General features: G+C 44.2%; 24 protein-coding genes. 6 read left to right on the top strand and 18 right to left on the bottom strand.

Annotated features, from left to right (window positions below):
* Positions 1 to 127: 127 nt before the first annotated feature.
* The 3 genes from DD597_RS01535 (at position 128) to deoR (ending at position 2,298) form a co-directional block, all read left to right on the top strand.
* Complete coding sequence (locus DD597_RS01535; protein WP_032657833.1) at positions 128 to 856, top strand: phosphatase PAP2 family protein; 729 nt, start codon at positions 128 to 130, stop codon at positions 854 to 856.
* A gap of 7 nt (positions 857 to 863) precedes the next feature.
* Positions 864 to 1,472: an undecaprenyl-diphosphate phosphatase gene (gene ybjG / locus DD597_RS01530; protein ID WP_003858405.1), complete on the top strand. Its 609-nt coding sequence runs from the start codon at positions 864 to 866 to the stop codon at positions 1,470 to 1,472.
* A gap of 67 nt (positions 1,473 to 1,539) precedes the next feature.
* Positions 1,540 to 2,298 carry a DNA-binding transcriptional repressor DeoR gene (gene deoR, locus DD597_RS01525; protein WP_022650678.1) on the top strand — a complete coding sequence of 253 codons (759 nt, stop codon included), beginning with the start codon at positions 1,540 to 1,542 and terminating at the stop codon, positions 2,296 to 2,298.
* A gap of 40 nt (positions 2,299 to 2,338) precedes the next feature.
* Here deoR and dacC read toward each other — a convergent pair whose 3' ends face one another.
* On the bottom strand, positions 2,339 to 3,544 hold the full coding sequence (gene dacC, locus DD597_RS01520; RefSeq protein WP_022650677.1) for a serine-type D-Ala-D-Ala carboxypeptidase: 1,206 nt from the start codon (positions 3,542 to 3,544) through the stop codon (positions 2,339 to 2,341).
* A 243-nt stretch (positions 3,545 to 3,787) separates the two neighbouring features.
* On the opposite strand from dacC, the gene DD597_RS01515 reads away from it, so the two are divergent.
* Entirely contained in the window at positions 3,788 to 4,414 is a 627-nt protein-coding gene (locus DD597_RS01515) for a glutathione S-transferase family protein (RefSeq protein WP_003858411.1), read from the top strand.
* On the opposite strand, the gene DD597_RS01510 is transcribed toward DD597_RS01515, so the two are convergent.
* The 4 genes from DD597_RS01510 to DD597_RS01495 all read right to left on the bottom strand — a co-directional run bounded on the left by DD597_RS01510 (position 4,415) and on the right by DD597_RS01495 (position 7,421).
* Positions 4,415 to 5,533 carry a PQQ-dependent sugar dehydrogenase gene (locus DD597_RS01510; protein WP_022650676.1) on the bottom strand — a complete coding sequence of 373 codons (1,119 nt, stop codon included), beginning with the start codon at positions 5,531 to 5,533 and terminating at the stop codon, positions 4,415 to 4,417.
* Positions 5,534 to 5,639: 106 nt separating this feature from the next.
* Entirely contained in the window at positions 5,640 to 6,023 is a 384-nt protein-coding gene (gene bssR / locus DD597_RS01505) for a biofilm formation regulator BssR (RefSeq protein ID WP_045336953.1), read from the bottom strand.
* Positions 6,024 to 6,394: 371 nt separating this feature from the next.
* Positions 6,395 to 6,616 carry a DUF2188 domain-containing protein gene (locus tag DD597_RS01500; protein ID WP_072051591.1) on the bottom strand — a complete coding sequence of 74 codons (222 nt, stop codon included), beginning with the start codon at positions 6,614 to 6,616 and terminating at the stop codon, positions 6,395 to 6,397.
* A gap of 91 nt (positions 6,617 to 6,707) precedes the next feature.
* Complete coding sequence (locus tag DD597_RS01495; protein ID WP_045618131.1) at positions 6,708 to 7,421, bottom strand: methyltransferase; 714 nt, start codon at positions 7,419 to 7,421, stop codon at positions 6,708 to 6,710.
* Positions 7,422 to 7,467: 46 nt separating this feature from the next.
* On the opposite strand from DD597_RS01495, the gene DD597_RS01490 reads away from it, so the two are divergent.
* On the top strand, positions 7,468 to 8,319 hold the full coding sequence (locus tag DD597_RS01490) for a DUF2806 domain-containing protein (RefSeq protein WP_045618129.1): 852 nt from the start codon (positions 7,468 to 7,470) through the stop codon (positions 8,317 to 8,319).
* A gap of 20 nt (positions 8,320 to 8,339) precedes the next feature.
* On the opposite strand, the gene DD597_RS01485 is transcribed toward DD597_RS01490, so the two are convergent.
* From DD597_RS01485 to DD597_RS01470, 4 genes are read right to left on the bottom strand one after another with little or no spacing between them, the layout of a single operon-like run.
* Positions 8,340 to 8,633 carry a 3TM-type holin gene (locus tag DD597_RS01485; protein WP_045618127.1) on the bottom strand — a complete coding sequence of 98 codons (294 nt, stop codon included), beginning with the start codon at positions 8,631 to 8,633 and terminating at the stop codon, positions 8,340 to 8,342.
* Positions 8,634 to 8,642: 9 nt separating this feature from the next.
* The gene (locus tag DD597_RS01480; RefSeq protein ID WP_100152823.1) at positions 8,643 to 8,963 is read right to left on the bottom strand and encodes a hypothetical protein; all 321 of its coding nucleotides are present in this window, start codon (positions 8,961 to 8,963) and stop codon (positions 8,643 to 8,645) included.
* A gap of 1 nt (position 8,964) precedes the next feature.
* Positions 8,965 to 9,573, bottom strand: a complete 609-nt coding sequence (locus tag DD597_RS01475) for a hypothetical protein (protein WP_045618125.1) — start codon at positions 9,571 to 9,573, stop codon at positions 8,965 to 8,967.
* Positions 9,574 to 9,582: 9 nt separating this feature from the next.
* Positions 9,583 to 10,014: a hypothetical protein gene (locus DD597_RS01470; protein ID WP_045618123.1), complete on the bottom strand. Its 432-nt coding sequence runs from the start codon at positions 10,012 to 10,014 to the stop codon at positions 9,583 to 9,585.
* Between the two features lie 39 nt (positions 10,015 to 10,053).
* Here DD597_RS01470 and DD597_RS01465 point away from each other — a divergent pair, with 39 nt between their 5' ends.
* The gene (locus tag DD597_RS01465) at positions 10,054 to 10,500 is read left to right on the top strand and encodes a glycoside hydrolase family protein (RefSeq protein WP_045618121.1); all 447 of its coding nucleotides are present in this window, start codon (positions 10,054 to 10,056) and stop codon (positions 10,498 to 10,500) included.
* A gap of 12 nt (positions 10,501 to 10,512) precedes the next feature.
* Here DD597_RS01465 and DD597_RS01460 read toward each other — a convergent pair whose 3' ends face one another.
* From DD597_RS01460 to DD597_RS01420, 9 genes are read right to left on the bottom strand one after another with little or no spacing between them, the layout of a single operon-like run.
* Positions 10,513 to 10,791: a hypothetical protein gene (locus tag DD597_RS01460; protein WP_028018548.1), complete on the bottom strand. Its 279-nt coding sequence runs from the start codon at positions 10,789 to 10,791 to the stop codon at positions 10,513 to 10,515.
* Positions 10,792 to 10,826: 35 nt separating this feature from the next.
* Positions 10,827 to 14,357 (bottom strand): fibronectin type III domain-containing protein, encoded by a 3,531-nt coding sequence (locus tag DD597_RS01455; RefSeq protein ID WP_129255894.1) that lies wholly within the window; start codon positions 14,355 to 14,357, stop codon positions 10,827 to 10,829.
* A 2-nt stretch (positions 14,358 to 14,359) separates the two neighbouring features.
* Positions 14,360 to 14,755 (bottom strand): hypothetical protein, encoded by a 396-nt coding sequence (locus tag DD597_RS01450; RefSeq protein WP_129255893.1) that lies wholly within the window; start codon positions 14,753 to 14,755, stop codon positions 14,360 to 14,362.
* Positions 14,755 to 15,399, bottom strand: coding sequence for a hypothetical protein (locus DD597_RS01445; protein WP_052686706.1), 645 nt, complete (start codon positions 15,397 to 15,399; stop codon positions 14,755 to 14,757). Before DD597_RS01445 ends, DD597_RS01450 begins: the two co-directional genes overlap by 1 nt.
* A gap of 3 nt (positions 15,400 to 15,402) precedes the next feature.
* Positions 15,403 to 15,957 carry a hypothetical protein gene (locus tag DD597_RS01440; RefSeq protein ID WP_045618115.1) on the bottom strand — a complete coding sequence of 185 codons (555 nt, stop codon included), beginning with the start codon at positions 15,955 to 15,957 and terminating at the stop codon, positions 15,403 to 15,405.
* A 51-nt stretch (positions 15,958 to 16,008) separates the two neighbouring features.
* Positions 16,009 to 18,471 (bottom strand): hypothetical protein, encoded by a 2,463-nt coding sequence (locus tag DD597_RS01435; RefSeq protein WP_045618113.1) that lies wholly within the window; start codon positions 18,469 to 18,471, stop codon positions 16,009 to 16,011.
* On the bottom strand, positions 18,461 to 18,769 hold the full coding sequence (locus DD597_RS01430) for a hypothetical protein (protein ID WP_127348488.1): 309 nt from the start codon (positions 18,767 to 18,769) through the stop codon (positions 18,461 to 18,463). The genes DD597_RS01435 and DD597_RS01430 overlap by 11 nt, the downstream gene beginning before the upstream one ends.
* Before the next feature lie 56 nt (positions 18,770 to 18,825).
* Positions 18,826 to 19,116, bottom strand: a complete 291-nt coding sequence (locus DD597_RS01425) for a hypothetical protein (protein WP_045143191.1) — start codon at positions 19,114 to 19,116, stop codon at positions 18,826 to 18,828.
* Positions 19,117 to 19,155: 39 nt separating this feature from the next.
* Positions 19,156 to 19,629, bottom strand: a complete 474-nt coding sequence (locus DD597_RS01420; protein WP_072051590.1) for a hypothetical protein — start codon at positions 19,627 to 19,629, stop codon at positions 19,156 to 19,158.
* Positions 19,630 to 19,642: the final 13 nt, after the last annotated feature.

Raw genomic sequence — 19,642 nt, 5'->3', positions numbered from 1 at the left:
AATTGTCGCTGTCTGAGATAGCAAATTAACGTGAAAAAACAGAAATAAGGCACTTATCGTTGTTGTTTAAGGTTTCCTTAAGTTGCCCTCCTTATGATAGTGCTATTTCACGTTATTGACCGAAACTATGACACACGCCGTCAGCCCTTCAGAATTATCTAAGTTACCGACAAATAAGACAAAACGCCTTTACCGTTTGCCTGCCCGCTTTTATGGTTATCAGCTTTTCGTGCTGATCGTCCTTGCGCTGCTTTTTACCTGGCTTTCGCGCGATGAATCGCTTGACCGATGGATCACCGGCTTCTGGTATGACGCGGCGACGCATCATTTCCCGCTACAGCAAAATCCGCTGCTGGATCTGCTCAACCATCGGCTGGCGAAATATGTGGCCATTGCCCTGGCCGTCATCGCGCTGGTTTACGGGACTTACAGACGCAATGCCCGGCTGGTGACAGCCGCGCTTCTGATGGGTCTGGGCGCGCTCGTTGTAGGAGCCCTGAAAAGCATGAGCCACCACAGCTGTCCGTGGGATCTGGTGGAGTATGGCGGCAAAGCCGTCTCGTATCCCCTGTTCAGCGCGATTCCGGCAGACAGCGGACCGGGACGCTGCTTTCCCGGCGGCCACGCCTCAAGCGGGTTTATGGTGATGGGGCTGTTTTTTGCCTTCTGGCGTGAACGTCCACGCCTGGCCTGGACCTTTGTCGCGTTGGGCGTTGTTATGGGGCTGCTGATGGGATTCGGGCAGGTCATGCGCGGCGCGCATTTTTTCTCTCACAACCTGTGGGCCGGGTGGTGGGTCTGGTTTTCCCAGGTGCTGGTTTACGGGCTGGTTTCCGCCTGGTTTGCTAAAGAGTAACGAGATTATGTTAGAAAATCTGAACTACGAACTGTTTTACCTGCTCAACGCCACGCCGTCGTCACCGGAATGGATGATCGATCTCGCCACCTTCATTGCGAAAGATGTGATCAGCATCGTACCGGCGCTGGCGGTGATCCTCTGGTTATGGGGACCTCGTACACAGGTCACCGCCCAGCGCCATCTGGTGATCAAAATGGCGATGGCGATCGGCGTCAGCGTGCTGGCAAGCTACGTGCTGGGCCACGCCTTCCCACACGATCGTCCGTTTGTCGATCGCGTCGGCTACAACTTCCTGCACCATGCGCCGGACGACTCGTTCCCGAGCGATCACGGCACGGTGATCTTCACCTTTGCGCTGGCCTTCCTGTTCTGGCATCGCCTGTGGTCCGGCGTAGTGCTGATGGGCGTGGCGGTCGCCATCGCCTGGTCCCGCGTCTACCTGGGCGTGCACTGGCCGCTGGATATGGTCGGCGGTTTCCTGGTGGGACTGATGGGCTGCGTCAGCGCAGCCATCCTGTGGAGCCTCTTTGGTCCGGCGCTTTATCGTGGATTATCACAGGCCTATCGCGTTCTGTTTGCCCTTCCGATCCGCAAAGGCTGGATACGTGACTAACCCCGGTCCGTCAGGTTACACTTGAGCCCCCGCCCTGCGGGGGCTCACTTTTTTAGCCCGAGGATCTATGGAAACACGTCGCGATGACCGCATTGCTCAGCTGCTCCAGGCGCTGAAGCGCAGCGATAAGCTGCATCTTAAGGAAGCCGCTACCCTGCTTGGCGTGTCTGAAATGACCATTCGTCGCGATCTGAACAGCGACAGCGCCCCCGTTGTGCTGCTTGGCGGGTATATTGTTCTGGAGCCGCGTAGCGCCAGCCATTATCTGTTAAGCGATCAAAAAACACGCCTGGTGGAGGAGAAGCGCAAAGCCGCGCGGCTCGCCGCCTCGCTGGTGCAGCCGCATCAAACGCTTTTTTTTGACTGCGGTACGACAACCCCGTGGATCATCGAGGCCATCGACAGCACCGTTCCCTTTACCGCCGTCTGTTATTCGCTAAACACCTTCCTGGCCTTGCAGGAGAAACCGGCGTGCCGGGTGATTTTGTGTGGCGGCGAATTTCATGCCAGCAACGCCATTTTCAAACCGCTGAATATTCAGGACACGCTGAGCAATGTATGCCCGGATATCGCCTTTTACTCTGCGGCGGGCGTGAATGTGAAACAGGGGGCAACCTGTTTTAATCTTGAAGAGTTACCGGTGAAACAGTGGGCGCTCAACGCCGCACAGCAGCATGTGCTGGTGGTTGATCACAGTAAATTTGGCAAGGTCCGTCCGGCAAGAATGGGAGAGCTGTCGCGCTTTGACGCCATCGTCAGTGATTGCCGCCCGGATGACGAGCTGGTGGCATACGCGAAAGCGCAGCAGGTGAAGTTGATGTATTGAGGTTATGCCGGGTAAGGCGAAGCCGCCACCCGGCAAAAACTTAGCTGAACCAGCTGCCAAACCAGCCGTGGAATTTCATTAACACAAAGTCCCATATCCGGCTGAAGAAGCCGCCCTCTTCCACCGCTTCCATTACCACCAGCGGACGCTGCTCAATGGATTTGCCGTTAAGCTGGAAATCTATCGTCCCGACCACCTGGCCTTTTTTTAACGGCGCGGTCAGCTGTGGCTCGGTCAGGGTATAGCTGGCTTTCAGGTTTTTCAGCTGGCCGCGTGGAATGGTGACGGACCCCGCTTCACCTGCCCCCAGGTTTACTTCACTTTTATCACCAAACCAGACGCGCTGGCTGACGAAGGTGGCGTCCGGCTTAATCGGCGTGACGGTTTCAAAGAAGCGGAAACCCCAGGTCAGCAGTTTTTCTGACTCGTTAAAACGAATGCGGTCGGTTTTCGTGCCCAGCACCACCGAGATCAGGCGCATATCGCCCTGCGTCGCAGAAGCCACCAGGTTGTATCCGGCCCCGGCAGTTGTACCGGTTTTCATGCCGTCCACGTTAACGTTACTGCTCCAGAGCAGGCGGTTACGGTTAGGCTGGCGAATATTATTGAAGGTAAACTCTTTCTCTTTATGGATGGCGTACTCATCCGGAACGTCATGGATCAGCGCTTTGCCCAGCAGCGCCATATCGCGCGCGGTACTGAACTGACCCGGCGCATCCAGGCCGTGAACGGTTTTAAAGGTGGTATTGGTCAGACCCAGTTTTTTCGCGTAGCCATTCATCAGCCCAATAAACGAGTCCTGACTGCCCGCGACGTAATCGGCCAGCGCAATACAGGCATCATTTCCCGACTGAATAATGACCCCTTTATTCAGATCGGAAACGGAGACCTGATCACCGGGCTTCAGGAACATCACGGACGAGCCGCGCAGCGCCGGGTTACCGGTCGCCCAGGCATCTTTCCCGACGGTGACCATGTCATTCAGCTTGATCTTGCCTGCTTTTAACGCCTGGCCGACCACATAGCTGGTCATAATTTTCGTCAGGCTCGCCGGGTCGAGTTTTTCGTCGGCGTTACCTTCCGCCAGCACTTTCCCGCTGGCGTAATCCATCAGGATCCAGGCGCGCGCATCAACAGGCGGCGCTTCGGGCGCTGTCTGTTCCGCCGCATGAAGCGTTGGGGCAAAAAGGAAAAGCAGCGCCGAGCCTGCCGCCAGGCTGCGCAGAGAAGAAGTTTTTTGCGTCATAAATGCCACCCGAGTGTCCATTCTAAAAATCACGTCACAATCACCGTGTCGCAAGAAGCGATGAGTAATAGCGCACTACAGCCTTCAAAGAAACCTGTTCCAGGTAAAGTTTTTAAAGTTTATGCAATAACATTCAGATACGCTTTGATTGCGGCGTTTTTTTTAGCATCTGTTGCGTAATTGTTAGGTTTATCTCACCATGGCGAAAAGCTGACTCGGATTCACATCTCATCGGGAGTAAATATGATTACGCTGTGGGGCAGGAACAATTCGACTAACGTGAAGAAAGTGCTCTGGACGCTGGAGGAGCTGGATTTACCGTTCAACCAAATTATGGCTGGCATGGCGTTCGGGGTGAATAAAGACGCCGACTATCTGGCGATGAACCCAAACGGGCTGGTGCCGTTGCTGCGCGATGACGAGACAGACGCCACGCTGTGGGAGTCCAATACCATTGTGCGTTATCTTGCCGCGCAGTACGGCCAGGGTCGCCTGTGGGTTGAAAATCCGGCCCAGCGCGCGCAGGGCGAAAAATGGATGGACTGGGCAAACCAGACGCTTTCCCCCACGCACCGCGTGATCCTGATGGGGCTTATCCGTACGCCGGAAGCCGATCGTGATTATCCCGCCATTCATGCCGCCCAGGATGCGTGTGAGTCGCTGTTTGCGATGATGGACGACGAACTGGCGAAGCATACCTGGTTCTCCGGCGACACGTTCGGCGTGGGCGATATCGCCGTCGCCCCCTTCGTCTGGAACCTCACTAACATGGGTCTCAGCTGGACCCCGCGCCCTCACCTTGAGCGCTGGATCCAGCAGCTCAGCGAGCGCCCGGCGTATCGCAACGTGGTGATGATCCCGGTGACCTGATTACGACCCGGACGGGCTGACTTTCCAAAGCTGCCCGTCCGTCTCGTCGGTCAGCACGTACAGATAACCATCCGGCCCGACGCGCACATCGCGGATACGCTGATCTTTATCCCCAAGAATTCGCCCATCCTCCGTCACGCTATTGCCCTTCACGCTCAGCACGATGACGTCTTTCTCCTTCAGCGCGCCGATAAACAGCTTGTTTTTCCACTGCGGGAAGACGTCGCTGTTGTAGAACGCCATGCCGCTGACGGCGGGCGACACTTTCCAGACAAACAGCGGTTTTTCAGTGCCCTCAACGTGCTCGCCTTTCGCTTCCGGGATTTTCAGCCCGCTGTAATTGATCCCGTGCGTCGCCAGGGGCCAGCCGTAGTTTTTGCCCTTCTCAGGAATGTTAATCTCATCCCCACCGCGTGGTCCGTGTTCGTTGAGCCACAGCGTGTCACTCCACGGGTTCATCGCCATTCCCTGCGGGTTGCGAATGCCATAGGACCAGATTTCCGGGCGCGCTCCGGCGGTGTTCACAAACGGATTATCCGGTGGCACTTTTCCGTCCTCCGTCAGGCGCACCACCTTGCCCTGAAGCTTGTCCAGATCCTGCGCCGTCGGGCGCTGGTTGTTTTCACCCAGGCCAATAAAGAGATGGCCTTTGCCGTCGAACACCAGCCGTCCGCCAAAGTGGTTGCCGGTAGAGAGCTTCGGCATCTGTCGGAACACCACCTGGAAGCCCTCAATGCGCGACAGGTCATCGCTCAACCGCCCATAGCCCACCGCGGTACCCGCTTTGCCATCATTACCTGCCTCGGCGAAGCTGAGCCAGACCCGCCGTGATTGTGCAAAATCCGGGGCCAGCGCGACGTCCAGCAGTCCGCCCTGGCCGCTCGCCCACACTTTCGGCACGCCGACAATCGGATCGGAGAGCCCTTTCCCTGCCTGCCAGTGCTTAAGCTGCCCGTCTTTGAGCGTGATGAGCAGCCCCTTGTTATCTGGCAGAAACGCCAGCGACCAGGGGTGATCCAGTTTTGTCTGTAGCACGTCGACCTTAACCGTCTCAGGCGCTGCAAGCAGTGAAAGCGGGAATAACAAGACTGGAAGGAAAATCAGCGAGGATCGAGGCATAACGCACTCCTTTATCGACATATGGCTTAAAGATTAGCCACTGTTCCCGGGTGCGTTACCACTTTTACAAAAGCTTAATCAGAAGGGGGAGTTGCCTCCCCCGGGTTCAGTGCCGGGCAAGCGTTTCCGGCTTGTTCAGACACATGATGCAAAGCGCGAGCGTGGTCAGGCAGTTTTCAAGCTTCTCCGCGTTAACGGCAATAAAATTCGGGCAGTCATGACGTCCGTTCATCAAACAGACCCCGGCGATGGAGAGCACCTCGGCGGCGCGGCGCAGCGCCACTAATTCGCTTTCAGCGTAGTGCGCTTTCAGGATGGGTGCTTTTTCACGCATGAAATTGCAAAGTTCAAAGAAGTTATCACGCAGATTTTCGCTTTCGCTGACTGACATATACCCTTTCGCCTTGCGGAGTTGCAGATATGCAGCCAGGTCGATTCGGGCGTTGATCATCTTGTTAAGCAGATCGCGTTTCAGTCTGTCAACGGACATGCTATTCCTCCTCTGTCAGCCATGTTACCTCATTAAGAATAAGGTCATTTTTTGTACAATGTAATGCCTGGGATCAATAAACGATAACTGATTAACATTCTTTACAATGTTACAACGATTGCCGGCCTCAACTGCGCCATCAAGAGTGTATAAATCCCCTGCGATACGCTGTAAAATCCCGCCCTGATAACTCCATAATTGATGAATTTTTAACCTATGAGCAATGTTACGCACCCGCCGAAAATCGGCTTTGTCTCCCTGGGCTGCCCGAAAAATCAAGAAATAAAATCCGGCTGATTAATCTTCGCTCACCGTTATCTATTGAAAAGACAAAAAAAAGAGGCCGATGGCCTCTTTTGCTTTACTGATATTTATCCCTTAGGCGGATATGGATCGTTGCCATATGAGTCACGAGAACGAATCTGCCCATCACGTCCATGAATTAACAATTCACTTTGTTGATGTCGAGCTATCTCACGAGCAGCTTCTATAGCTTCAGCTTGCGTTGAATGTACAGAAGTTGCTCGTTCATTACCTTCACCTTTTACAGCCCATCCATCAGGATGCGTTACTACATGTTGGTTCTTACCCATACAAGTTACCTGCTGTGTGAAATACACCATGTGGTGCAATAAGTAAGTATAGACACAATATGTAGCGTTACGCTTGCTTAAAATCACATTTTTAGTACTCAACCGTCACAACCTCACAGACTACCTTCGTACCGTTCCATTCGTCCTTGTAGATACTGGTATCAATCCCCACCCCTGGTTGAAACCTGTACCCTGTATCATGAACAAACTTCTGGTACTTGGATGTCTGTACTGTAGCGTCATAGTACCTATGTCCAGAGTACTTAAATCCTGCTGAACCCTGCGGTACTATCCATACCCCATATGAGGATAAGGTACTTGCATGTTCAATCACCTTGTATTCAAACTCTGAGCCTGTATAACGGCCTGTATACGCTTCTGAAGTGTTGATCTTACCGAAAGGTGGATTGCCATAGGCAACATCATAGAAACGGTCTGGTGAGTACTGGAGAGCGTCACCAATGATCCATTCTGCCTCTGGTAGTACCCTCTTCCCGATCATTACGTACTCTGGATTTAGTTCAACACAGGTAATGTGTGTTGGGTTGTTTCTTAAGTACTGGTAGTAACTGAGGCGACCGATACCCGCACATAGTTCGATACAGTCACCAGTACAACCAGCATCAAGTATGAAGTCCCATGCTAAAAATTCAGGTGTGAAGAAAGCACCAGTAGCACCAATGCCATCCCCCTTATAATTGGTGAATATGAATTCCTTATCATCTTGTGTTAGATGCTTATCAGAATGGATGAGATCCATTACTTGAATGTGTAATGCTGATTCCTTTTTGGTAATCCTTGCCATAAAATACCCCTGTACAGTTGTTGTACGGGTATTTAGGGGGGTCATAATGAGTCTTATCGATTTAAGTCTTTCCGGGTTATCTCAGCCAGGAACAAAACTTATTGAAAAAGTAAGCGATGCCATCGGAGTACTTTACGAACCAACAAGAATACGCAAAAAAGCAAAAGCTGAAGCTGAGGCTAAACGTACTGAGTTAATTTCAAGGTTAGAGCTTGAGGGAATAGAAAAACGAGCAGTTGAGCGTTTTCTAAAGCGTGAAACTAAACGACAAGAAAACATTGAAAACATTACAATACAAGCAGCACAAAATCTCTCAGAGACTGACAACGTTACAGATATCGACGAGGATTGGATAGAGGCTTTCTTCAAAGAATGTGAAGACATTAATGATGAACAAATGCAAACACTCTGGGGAAGGATTTTATCTGAAGAAGCCAAATTTAAAGGATCATTTAGTCGCAGAACCTTAAAACTGCTATCTACCTTAAACAAAGAAGAAGCGAATCTGATCACATTCTTTGGCAAATTTGTTTGGCAAGCAAGCAACCTTACACCAATTCTTACCCATGATAAGAATGGTGGCACAGAAGGAATGACATTCGATCAACTTGCATTATTGGACTCATTAGGGGTGATTCAACAAGGATTTGGTTATAATTTAACTTTTATGCAAAAAATAGGTCATATCCATTATTATGGAATCCCTATTAAAGTTGAATTTAAGAATGATGATCCAACCACTTGGTCATTTTCAACAGGTCAAGCATTGCTTTCACCTATCGGTGCAGAATTAATGAAGATTTGCGGCTCCACACCAGACTTTGATTATTTAAAAAAAACCATTGATAAAATCAATTCAGAACAAAACCAAGTTAATTTAACAATGGTTGTTAAGTAAATTCAGGCCGGATCTCCGGCCTAATTCGCTCCAACCATAATCAATAGCACCTGCAAAAGTTGTCCTAATGGTACTTGAATAACCACGATACCGAAAGCATCCAGTACTGGTACTATGATCCAGTTATAGAGGATGATTAAGGTAATCACAAATCCAAGAGCATTACGCCAGTGGAAAGTAACCTTTTCGATCTCTTCTTTGTTGGTTTCTATTTGTCCTTCAGTATTTGTTTTCTGCACTTCCTGTTCTATCGTTTTACGCTTTAGAAAGAAGTCCACACCTTTTGTTAGTAGTTCTACTATTACACCAATCATAATTAGTCCTTATTGTATTTGGCAAACACAAGAAAATACGCGATGACCTTTGTAGATGTGGTTATAAGATAGCAGTACCTGAACGTCTATTTTATCTTTTAGCAATTCTACCATTAGTACATCACCATCACTTACGTTAGGTTTTGTATGATGATGAAAGCTATATACGACTAAATCGCCTTTTGTTTTATCTACTTTCTTTTTTATGAGCTTACTACCAGATAGTGCTTTATCATATGGTATTGTTACACTTACTGGTTGGATTGTCTGAAAAGAAAAATCTGTTAGTACAGAATGATCATAACATGGGAAATTTTCTAAGTTATCCATCTTAATTCCTCCAACGGTAATCAAACGTACCGCGTAATGTTCTTAATTGTTCTATTACTTTTTTCTCGGTTTCATCGTAGAAATCAAATAATGGTTTTCTGCCTACGGAACCATAGTAACCAATAACCCTCTTTTCACGTGCCAGTTTAGGATTACGTTTAGAGGATTTCTTGGTAGTATCGATCAAGTACGTAGTGCCGTTCTTGCTCTTTACCTTTTTGTATTTATCAGTCTGAGTTCTTGAACGTAGCTGTGTAATGTTCCCCTGCTTCGTTAACTTAGCGTTCTTATACGGAATAATTTTACCTTCATTAACGTGTCTGTAGGCAGGATCAAGAATGTACTTCAAGTATGAGGTTTGGTTAGGTAGTACTATGATCTGGTTTACGGTCTTGTAGTCACTAATCTTTTTAAAATTAAAGTACATACTCTTACCAGTAAACGGTACACCACCACCTGCTACATCATTATCTACTTTACGTTGCATATGTTGGGTAACTATACGCATACGGTTACTTAGTTCTTTTTTGAACTCTTGCCCTATCGCTGGGCTGTTGTTGTTTATAAAACGCCTCATATCATTTGGGCTATTGCCTCTACGCCATGCCATAAATCATCCTTAATTTAGTAATTCATATAATGATTGAAGGATTCCACGTATACGTACTGCATCCTTTCCACTTGGCAAACGTGCCTTATGCATAACGGAAAGATTAATATTTCCCGTTTTCAATCCCTGATTAATGATAAGTGCTGTTTCTACAAATAGTGTTTCTTTCATTGATGGAAAAGCCCACAAAATGGTACGAGTATAATCTAAGCCATCTTCTATCTTTTGATTAACTATCTTTGAACTTGAACTGTACTCACGCCATCCATTTTCAACAGAATTAGCTTTTAGTTTCTTAACGTCCTTAACTCTCTTATACATCTGTTTACTACCTATATAAAAAGTACTGTCTTCGAACTGGAACAAGTACACGAATCCTACATAACTACCGTTTGTTAATTCTTCCTCACTCCAATCATCATTGTAAATCCATTGCTTCATATAAATACCCTATGATAATTGTTATAAGGTATTTATTTAATGGATTTAAAAAACAGGCTAATTAGCTATGAGGGATCAATTGCCTATCAAATTAAAGTTGGTTATTTTAAGAATGGTAAATTTTGGACATATAAAGATAGTCTTGGTTATCCAACTATTGGGTACGGTCGACTACTAAAAGCTGGTGAATCATATCCAAACGGTATTACACCAGAACAAGCCGAACGGATGTTAGAAGAAGATATCAGTACTGCTAAGTCTGCTGTTTGCTCATTAGAATTAGATTTGCCTGCTGACTGGCAGGACTTCATGATCATTATGGTCTTTCAACTTGGCCTATCAGGTACTTTAAAGTTCAGAAAGATGATTCAAGCCTTACGTGATAAAAAATATAAAGAAGCGATTGTACAGGCTAAGGATTCACTCTGGTACAGACAAACCAAATCACGAGTAGATCAGATGATTGCAGAACTCACCAACAAATAAAAAAGGGGCTATTTAGCCCCTTTTATTTTTTAGCGTTTCAAGCATTGTAATGACACGCTCAATTTTAATATCAAGCATATGTACACTATCTTCTAAATTTTTTAATGTCTTCTTCATTTGATCTTGTTCCTGCTCAAGCGAAGTTAGAGACTGATCCATCAAAGCAACTTTCGTTTCAACGGTAGAAATACGTGCATCTAATTCGTCTGAGTCAGATGTAAAATCCCTATAAACAGTCCAGCACAATACTAAAGCTGAAACAATCAATGAACCAATTGTTAAGATGTCCATTTATGTTCCTACGTATTATTTGGTATTAGTATTTATTACGCATTATATAAAGGTTGATCACCAGCACGATATAAGAATGAAGACCAGTTAGCAGGAACACTAAGTGAAGCAATTCCACTACGTGAAGTTGTACACATCACATAGATATAGTTCCAATTTCCACGACCAACAGGCGGTACATATATAGAATTTAATCTGAACGATGTAGAACTACCGCCGTTACCAGCATCATAATAGAACAAGTTAGTTAAACCAATTCCATCACCACCCATACGAATATAGAAGTATTGACGTTCATATGAGGTCAAGCTAATTGATAAATCACTATCAAAGTAACGTGGGAAATCTTCACCACGAATACGCAACGCTACATAGTGTTGGTTAGCTACTGGATCTAATGCGGCCTGACCACCTGAAACAGTACGTGAACCAAAGATAAACGGTACAGGGTTGATACCCGTCGATTGTGGACGGCAAATATCACCTACGATACGTGCGGCACTCAACGTACCAAGAATGTTACAGTTTTCATTGATAGTAACGTTGTTGAGTACCCCACTGTTCGCAAAAATTGTACCTCGAATAGTAGCGTTACCAAAGTTGGCTGTACCGTTCTTGTTAATCATCCAACCATTCGTACCATCCCAATTACTGGATTGTATCTGCTGGCTTATCTTCGCTGAGTCAATTTCACCATTCATGATATGTGCATTACGAATAGCGGCATTGGCAATCTTAGTATTATCAATAGCTGCGTTTTGAATCTTGGCGGTAGTCACTGCTAAGTTGTTAATTTGGACTGTATTGATACTCGCATCGGCTATTACTGCTGAGTTAAGAAAAACTTTCCCATTTTGAACAACAAGTGGATAAACCCTGTCTGATAGTTTGGCACTATCCGTACTGATAACACTAAAGCGATCCGCCATAACGGTAAACACTGATGTTTTTTCATCTGCGGCTAAAGCAATGCCCGTTACGTTACCGTTGTTTGATACCTGTAGCTGCCAGCGTGACCCAAGTTCATCTACGATCTGTTTCTCAACAATGCCAGTAGCCGTATCACTATTAAGTAGGCCATCAATAACATCTTCATTCAATTTGCTGTATGGAACCTTCGTATTCTGGTTGAAACCGATAGTAGGCGACCATACAAGTTCATCGGCCCCAAATATATCTTGAGCGGCAATACGTGCAAAAAATGAACCGTCCTCGATCGCGAATGATGCTGAATAACGGTTAGCACTGCTAAAGTACTTCGACCCTGAGCTAAAGCCCTCATCAAGTGCGATTTGAAGAACGATTCCCGCATAATCCGGTACGTTTGATTCAGTCCACTCAATGAACACAGAATCATAACCACTCTTCAAATTGATACCTAACAATTGTGGGTGTTGTGGGTTACTAACTTCAATCTGCACTTCTTCACTATAGATACCAGTACCCCAACCATGAGCGATAATCCCAAACACACGGTAACGGCTTAGGCCATCACTGGTATTCATTGAATATGAGTACGTCCAGTTGCTCGTAGTGGTGTAGTACGATGTGATGTAGTTCCTGTATCGGTCATACACACGAATTTCATAGTGTTTGAAGAAATCGGCAAAGGTTTTACCATTAACGGCTAAGTTACTCTGATCATCCCAACGGAAAATAAAATCTTGAGCATATGTCTGGTTTAAACCCATATCATCATTCACCATATCAAGATTAGTAATCTTAGGTAGAGCAAAAATAACTTGTGGTGTTTGATTGTAGATAGCTACTAAATCAGATGAATAACCCAATGTGTTGTACGCTTCAATAGCGAAATCGTACTGTACGCCATATAGAAGATTTAATATCTCAAAACTCGTAGAATACTGGCCTACGTTACCAATATTGATCCACACACCGGAATCACTGCGTTTATAACGAATCTTATAACCTCGTACAGTTGTATCCTGACTTAGATCCCAAGTTAATAGTACGGTGTTACCTGATGCCGTTGCCCCTAAACGTTGAGCCTGTAGGTTACTTGGCGGTTCTACGTATGTTGGGTTAGGGAGATTAGTCAAACCTTCCTGGGGGAATTGTCCCGGATCTTTTCCTTGATATATACCATCATCGTATGAAATCGCGGTGATCTGGATAATGCCTGCTTTATCAACGGTCATTGGTACAGTACGTTGAATACATCTGTACTTGTTATTACTAAATCCAGCTTCTTTAAAATCAATAGTAAACACATCATATACTTTCATATCTGTTACATAGGTATTGAAAGTAATTGTGTTCGTAATGTACTTAGATTTTAGTAATTCAATGTTACTAAGAATAGCAAGCTGATTTTTATCCTGTACCCAAAGATAGTTTAAATCCTTCTTGATAATATAACCATCTTTAGCAATGGATGCGTTACCGATGGCATCACTTGGATAACGGATAATATCTTGCGAATAGTCATTACCTGGATTTGTATAGGTACTGTCCATTGTATTAAAATAGTCAGACTTAGAACCCGTTGTGATATTCACACTGCCAATAATATTTGTTTCATCAAAATGTACACTTGGAATATCTGGAGCATCAACGGTTAGATAGTACTTACCATTTGATTCATAAAGTACACCACCAAATGTTTGTAGAATATTTTCAATGTTTTCCTTAAAGGATTTATCATATTGAATATTACCATTGGAATAGAAATGATTCTGAGCACAATAGTTTGCCATATTACGGAAACTGGTAATATCAATATCATTAGGATCAAGGCCGAATCCAAACTCTGTATTAGTGATAAAGTCATATAGTTGGCTTGGAGGGTTTGAACTTGGTTTACGTACATTATCAGTTAAGTCATAGATCATACGTCCACGCATTTCTACCGATAACGTATAGTTCTGGTTCGTTAGAATCCCATCAATCAATGAATCGTTGGTTTTCTTGATTACGGTACAGATCTGTACAAGACCATCACCACGCATGTTGTCAGTCCATTGACTACCGCCATATTGACGGGCAAGCGTCATAGAACCACCGTAGGACGGCTTACCGAAACGTACCTCAATCTGTAAGTATTTGCGGTACTTCTCAATCATCATTGAGGTAGGTACGATCCCTTCTGTGGTGATGTACGCACCATCCAGTAGTACCGGAGCATTATCAAAATAGATCTGCTTGATTACGCCTTGTGACTGTTCCCCTGGTACTTGCCCGATTTCACCGATACTGATCGCATGTACCGTACATAACTGGTTTGAAGTACCTTTATAGACGTTCTGCCATACGACGATAGAGCCTAACTTGTTATAGGCTACCTCTGTTGCGTTGCGGTTAGAACCACCGTATGAAATCGGTATGCCAGTACTTGGTGATGTTGATCGGGCATTGTTACTACCCGTACTCGGATACGTTACCCCCATTTGGCCTACATTCATCATCTGTGATGAACTAATGTAAGATAGTGCTGCTGTACCAATACCTATAGCTACTACTGCTGCTAAAGCTAAACCTGCTGCGTATGCTGCTGCCGCTGCTGATGCCCCTGCGATAATAGCTACGGCAACTGCTGCTACTGCCATAGTTATTCCCCTTTAAATCTGTATATTTTGTCTTTTTCATTTGGGATATATTGAGATACGATATAATTTGTTTTATCCTCGGATAAAATAATGACTTTCCCACGCCAATAAACTGTACTGTGACCTGATGAAATGATGATATCCCCATCAAGTGGTTCAGTTACTAATTGGCCTTTTTCTTTACACAATAGATGTAGAGTAGAATAACTACAGTTTTCTTTTGCGTATTTTCTACCTGCTGTTGGTGTTGTGTATTTCTGATAGATTTCATCACGGTAATTACTGCCAGTGCTCATATCAATTACTGTTAGCACCATGATATGACAATCATTAGTACCGTACACTAACGGTTTACCAACTAAACCACTTAGGTACTCAGTTATAAATCCGTTTTTCATTATTTCTTACTACTCTTCCAGAATTGCTCTGAACTATTTAGTATTCCGATTAGGTCAAAGAACTTATCACCAGTGTGTAATGATTGGTGTACTGATGTACTGGATAACAGGCGTTGTGTTTGGTCTAACTTCTTCCACAATGAATTTAGATTTACTGTTGTTTCATTTGTGGTATTACCTGTTGTGTTGTTAAAGTCTGAACTAAAGTAATCTATGTAACCACTAAACATACGATAGGCATATAGAATGCCCCCTGTAACTGGGTTAACAATACCCATCCAGATATTAACTTTGGCATCATTCCACAATCCGCGTAATGCCATAGATAGATAATCCTGGCTTACATTACTTACTTTCAAAGAAGTACCGTTATTATTGATTTGGTTCTTTTCTACATAGTTAGCAAATGATGAATCAAGGAAATCAGGTACAGACTTATAGTTAATTCCATTATAGTTCTGATCGGCAATGGCATCAGTTAGGTATATGTTACTTCCGGTAGGTGGAAGTACATCTATGAGCTTTACCATAACACCACATTGATATAGTTCTTTTTCTGTTAGTACGGTTTTGTTATCGCCTCGTGTAAGGTTCCAGTACGCGACAAGATCCGCATTAGTTAGTACATTGCTTGGAATAGACATAAATTAACCTCTGATGTTTTCAGTTGCATTTATTGTCACTTCCATAATGTTTGTACTTGGCATCTGATATGCTGCGTTCTGTGGTGTAAGAATAAATGAACCTTGAATATTGTCATATTTCATTACTTCCCCAAGTTGGATGTTTTTGATTAATCCAGGGAAGATAGTAATCACGTTGCCAGTGTTGGCTATGATTCGGTATAGTTTCTTGTGTCCGTTGAATTGAATTAACGTACCAACTTCAAGTGTATTAGCATTAACGGCAATGGATGTTGCCCCCGCTGCCCTTGCTGCTGTTGCCTGTACTTGTGATGTTTGAGTACCGTTGTATGTACTCCACCATCCAAGAGGCATAGAGAATGGTTTGCCCTGACCATATAAAGCGTAGAAGTTAGCGAGTTCAGCACGGTTCATCTTGTTCAAGGTAACTTTAAAGCTAAGGGTAAAGTACTGCGAACCAACAACACGTGTAATAGTTTCACCTGTCCATGTTTGGTTTTGGTATTGCGGTATATTATCCGTCAACAAGAACTCACTAATAATTGTGTTATTTAACATATTATTATTCCTTTAATAGTTAGCCCACAATCCATGTGGGCTATATGATATTTATACGTTATTCTTCTGAGATTTACGTGTTGCCTGAACGATAGTATCAGCGTGTTTATCACACATCTTTTGGAAATCTGAATCAGAAATTTGACCATTACTATTAATAATTAACGGTGCATCAATCTTAATATCACCTGATTTACTACCATCCTGATTACTCAAGTATTTTGTTAAATCCTGATTTAGTGATTTACCTACTACACGTTCCCCTTTTTCAAGATTGTATGTACCAGTACTTGGTAGTGAATCCCAACCATCATGGGCTTGCCCCTGGATAGCTGTACCTTTGATAGTACGGACAATAGAAGCACCCTGAGCTGCTACTTGTAGACCTGCTGCGATCCCCATAGGCCAACCAAGTTTGATAGCTTCGGATATACCCTGCTGGATGTTGATCACTGCCTGAGCAATGGCAATACCTTTACTTACGGCAAATGCTGCCTTAGCCGCTGCTGATGATTCACCGAATACACCAGCCATGATATCCGCTACGTTACCTGCTCCCGTTTGCCACATCCCTAAAGTACTGGTTAGTGCGTCTGCGGTTAATCGGCCACGTTTCATATCGGCGTTGGCCTGAATCGCTGTTAGCTGATCCTGGTACTCCTGGAAACCAAGTACTTTGGCATCATATAGAGCCTTAGCCCCATCTTTGTTCTCTTGTTCTTCGGTGTTGATGTTCTGGTGCTGTACCGGATCTGGCGAAAAGTCTAATGGGTTATTGTACCCTAAGCCCTGACTAACCGTGTCATTCATCCAGGTAGTACCCGCTGCCGCTGCTCGTGCCTTAGCATCTGCTGTTGCGTTAGGATCGTTAGCAATGGCTGCAATGTTCTGTGCCTGTTTGAGTCTGTTAGTTTCAGAAAGCATCTGATCAACCATGTCTTTGTACTTGGTTTTACGGCTTTCATATTGCTTGGATAACATATCTGTAATTTCAGATTCAGTACTTCCCGCTAATTTACCTGCTTCACGTATACGCTTTTCAATCTGGTCTTGTTCATAGTTAAAACGAGTAATACGTATTTGGGCTTCATTAGTACCGATTTGTGATAGCGTCTGTTCTAATAGTGCCTTTGCTCTTTTAGTTTGTTCATTAAGTTTGTCTTGTGCGGCTTGTGTTTTTTTGGCTGCTGCTTCATCTTTCTTAGCTTTGTCTTCACGTGCTTTATCTTCATCGGCTGTTAGGCTTTTTACTAACTTCTCACGGTTAGCTTTATACCCTTCATCAAGTTTAGCGAGATCGGCATTCATTGCCGCTTGATCACCCTTATAAGCACGTACTAAAGAATCTTTAATAGTCGCTCGTAATTGTGCATGAGTTGCATCAAGGGTATCAATCTGTGCCTGTGTTTTTTGTTTTGCTGAAAGATAAGGTTTTAAAGCAGTATCAATAACACTTCTGTCTGAGCCTTTATTATATTCTTCTTTCTGTTTATCAAGTAGGTTATGTGCCGCGTCAAGGTTTGCTAATAAGTTTGCAAAGGTTTTATTATTTTCCTCCTGTTGCTTTTGCTGGTCTGCTACTATCTGAGTACCATAAATTGAAGAATTTTTTAGTATCTGCTGTTGAAACTGCTGCTGGTATTGTTGAGTAGCCTGAATACCTTCTTTGCTAACTGCTGCTGCCGCTGCATTAACAGGTTTACTATTAATAATTTTCGTCATTAAGTCGAGAATTTCAGCAAGGTTCTGTGCGATAGGTGCAAGCGTTGAGTTCTTCCAGGTATCCCAGGCTCTGGATAAATTATTAGTTGCAGCCCTGTATTCTTCAAATTGTCGTGATTGTTCTGCGGTTAGTTGAATAGATTCATTAGCAAGACTGTTTTGGTACTCTTGTTCACTATTGAACTCTCGGTATATAGTCATGCGTTTTGACGCGTCATTTGCAACTGTTTCCATCATGTTTACTATCTGGGATTGACTGAATCCCATTTGTTTAGCCTGATAGTAAATCTTAGCAATAATATCTTCACCGTTTTCTGCTGCTTTCTGTAACTCGAACATATTCAACTTCAATGGTTGAATTACGTCAGTTAACATAGAACCTGCGTTATTCGTGATCGCATCGCCCAATTTATCCTTAGAGTCTTTTATTTGGTCCGCTACGTTATCCATAGTAAGACCAACGGCAGCGAACATATTAGCGGTCTGTTGAATCTGTAATATACCCGACTGTGATAGTGAAGCTGCCTGAAAGACTTCAAACGCCTTTTCTGATTGTTCCTGTACTTTTGCCATAGTTGCAGCAATTGCGATACCTGCGACCCCTACAGCACCAGCGAAACCAGACATAGCTTTAGAGGTAGTAGAAAGGCCAGTATTGATACCACCAAATACTCCGCCTGCCTGATCACCAAAGTTACCTATATCATTGGCTGCATTTTTTAGTGATCTTTGTAATCCTGATTCATCACCATTGATTTCAAAGATCATTGATTGTCTATTGTTATTTGCCATTAGGCTTTACTCCCATCCAATTAAGCATGTTTGCTTTTTGTTGTTCAGCGATCTTCTTCTCCCTCTCTGCATGTTGTTCAGCTAAGGTTTTATTTGAAATAATATTCAGTGAGTCGAGTTCATAGATATTAAATTTAGGTATATCTTCTTTCTTGATATTGCCTGTACTTAACCAAATTGCCTGTAGTAGTTCGGTATGCCTGATTTGCTCTATCTGTGAGGATTCAGGATCAACGATTTCTTTAAAAACTAATAGGTAGTAGAAAAGCAAAACGGGCATAGTGCAGAGTTCATCCACACTACACCCGTGTTTATACAATAAAGATAGTGATAGTTTGAGAGTCGGATCGCGTCTTACTTTCCCTCTACATCCTCAACATTAAAGGATTTAGCGAAAACGTTTCCAATTTCAGCATTCAATTTTAGTTGTACAGTAAGATCTACTTTTGCTTCAACTTGTTCAGGTGAATCAAAAATCTGTTTACCGTCCTCATCAACTACACAATAGAAAATTGCCTTATATGGATCGGTACATTCTGTATGTTGGGTAATGGAAGGTAGTTTGATATACACAGTACATTCTGGTGTTAGTTCTACTTGTGTTAGTTTCACACCAATAGTATTCATTAGATTAGAAAAATCCATTTTGTTTTATCCTTTTAGTTGGTTTGTAGTATTTAGTAATTAAGCACCAGTTACTTCACCAACTGCGATTGGAGCACCAGTTACAGATACAACGAAATCACGAGTAACTACACCATCAAAATCACCGTTCACTACATCTGAACTCACGTAACCATTTACAATACTGTAATAGGCAGGACCGTCTTGATCTGCGATGTTTTGGAAATAGGTTACTTTAACTTGCATTAATTTTTGTGAAGCTGCTGCTGATGCAAGTAGTTCCTGACCTGTTGAACCTGGTTTCCAGTTAACAGTCAGTGTTAAATCTGGAACACTACGAGAACCAAGTAATTTCTTAGCGTACTGTTGACCGAAAGAGTTTACGCTAACAACATTAGATTCTGCACCTGCTGCTGCGGGGAACGCACCAACTTCTTCAACAACGGTAAAAGTAGTTGCCTGACCGCCATTAGCTGGAGCTTCTGCGATTTCAACTTTGACATTATTACCAATGAAAATAGAATTAAAAGCCATTTTATTATTCCTT

It is taken from the genome of Enterobacter cloacae complex sp. 677-3DZ2D5B, assembly GCF_004136695.1.
Taxonomy (GTDB): domain Bacteria; phylum Pseudomonadota; class Gammaproteobacteria; order Enterobacterales; family Enterobacteriaceae; genus Enterobacter; species Enterobacter hormaechei_C.
Note: the sequence above shows the minus strand (reverse complement) of the source record. Positions and strands in the feature narration are given on the sequence as shown.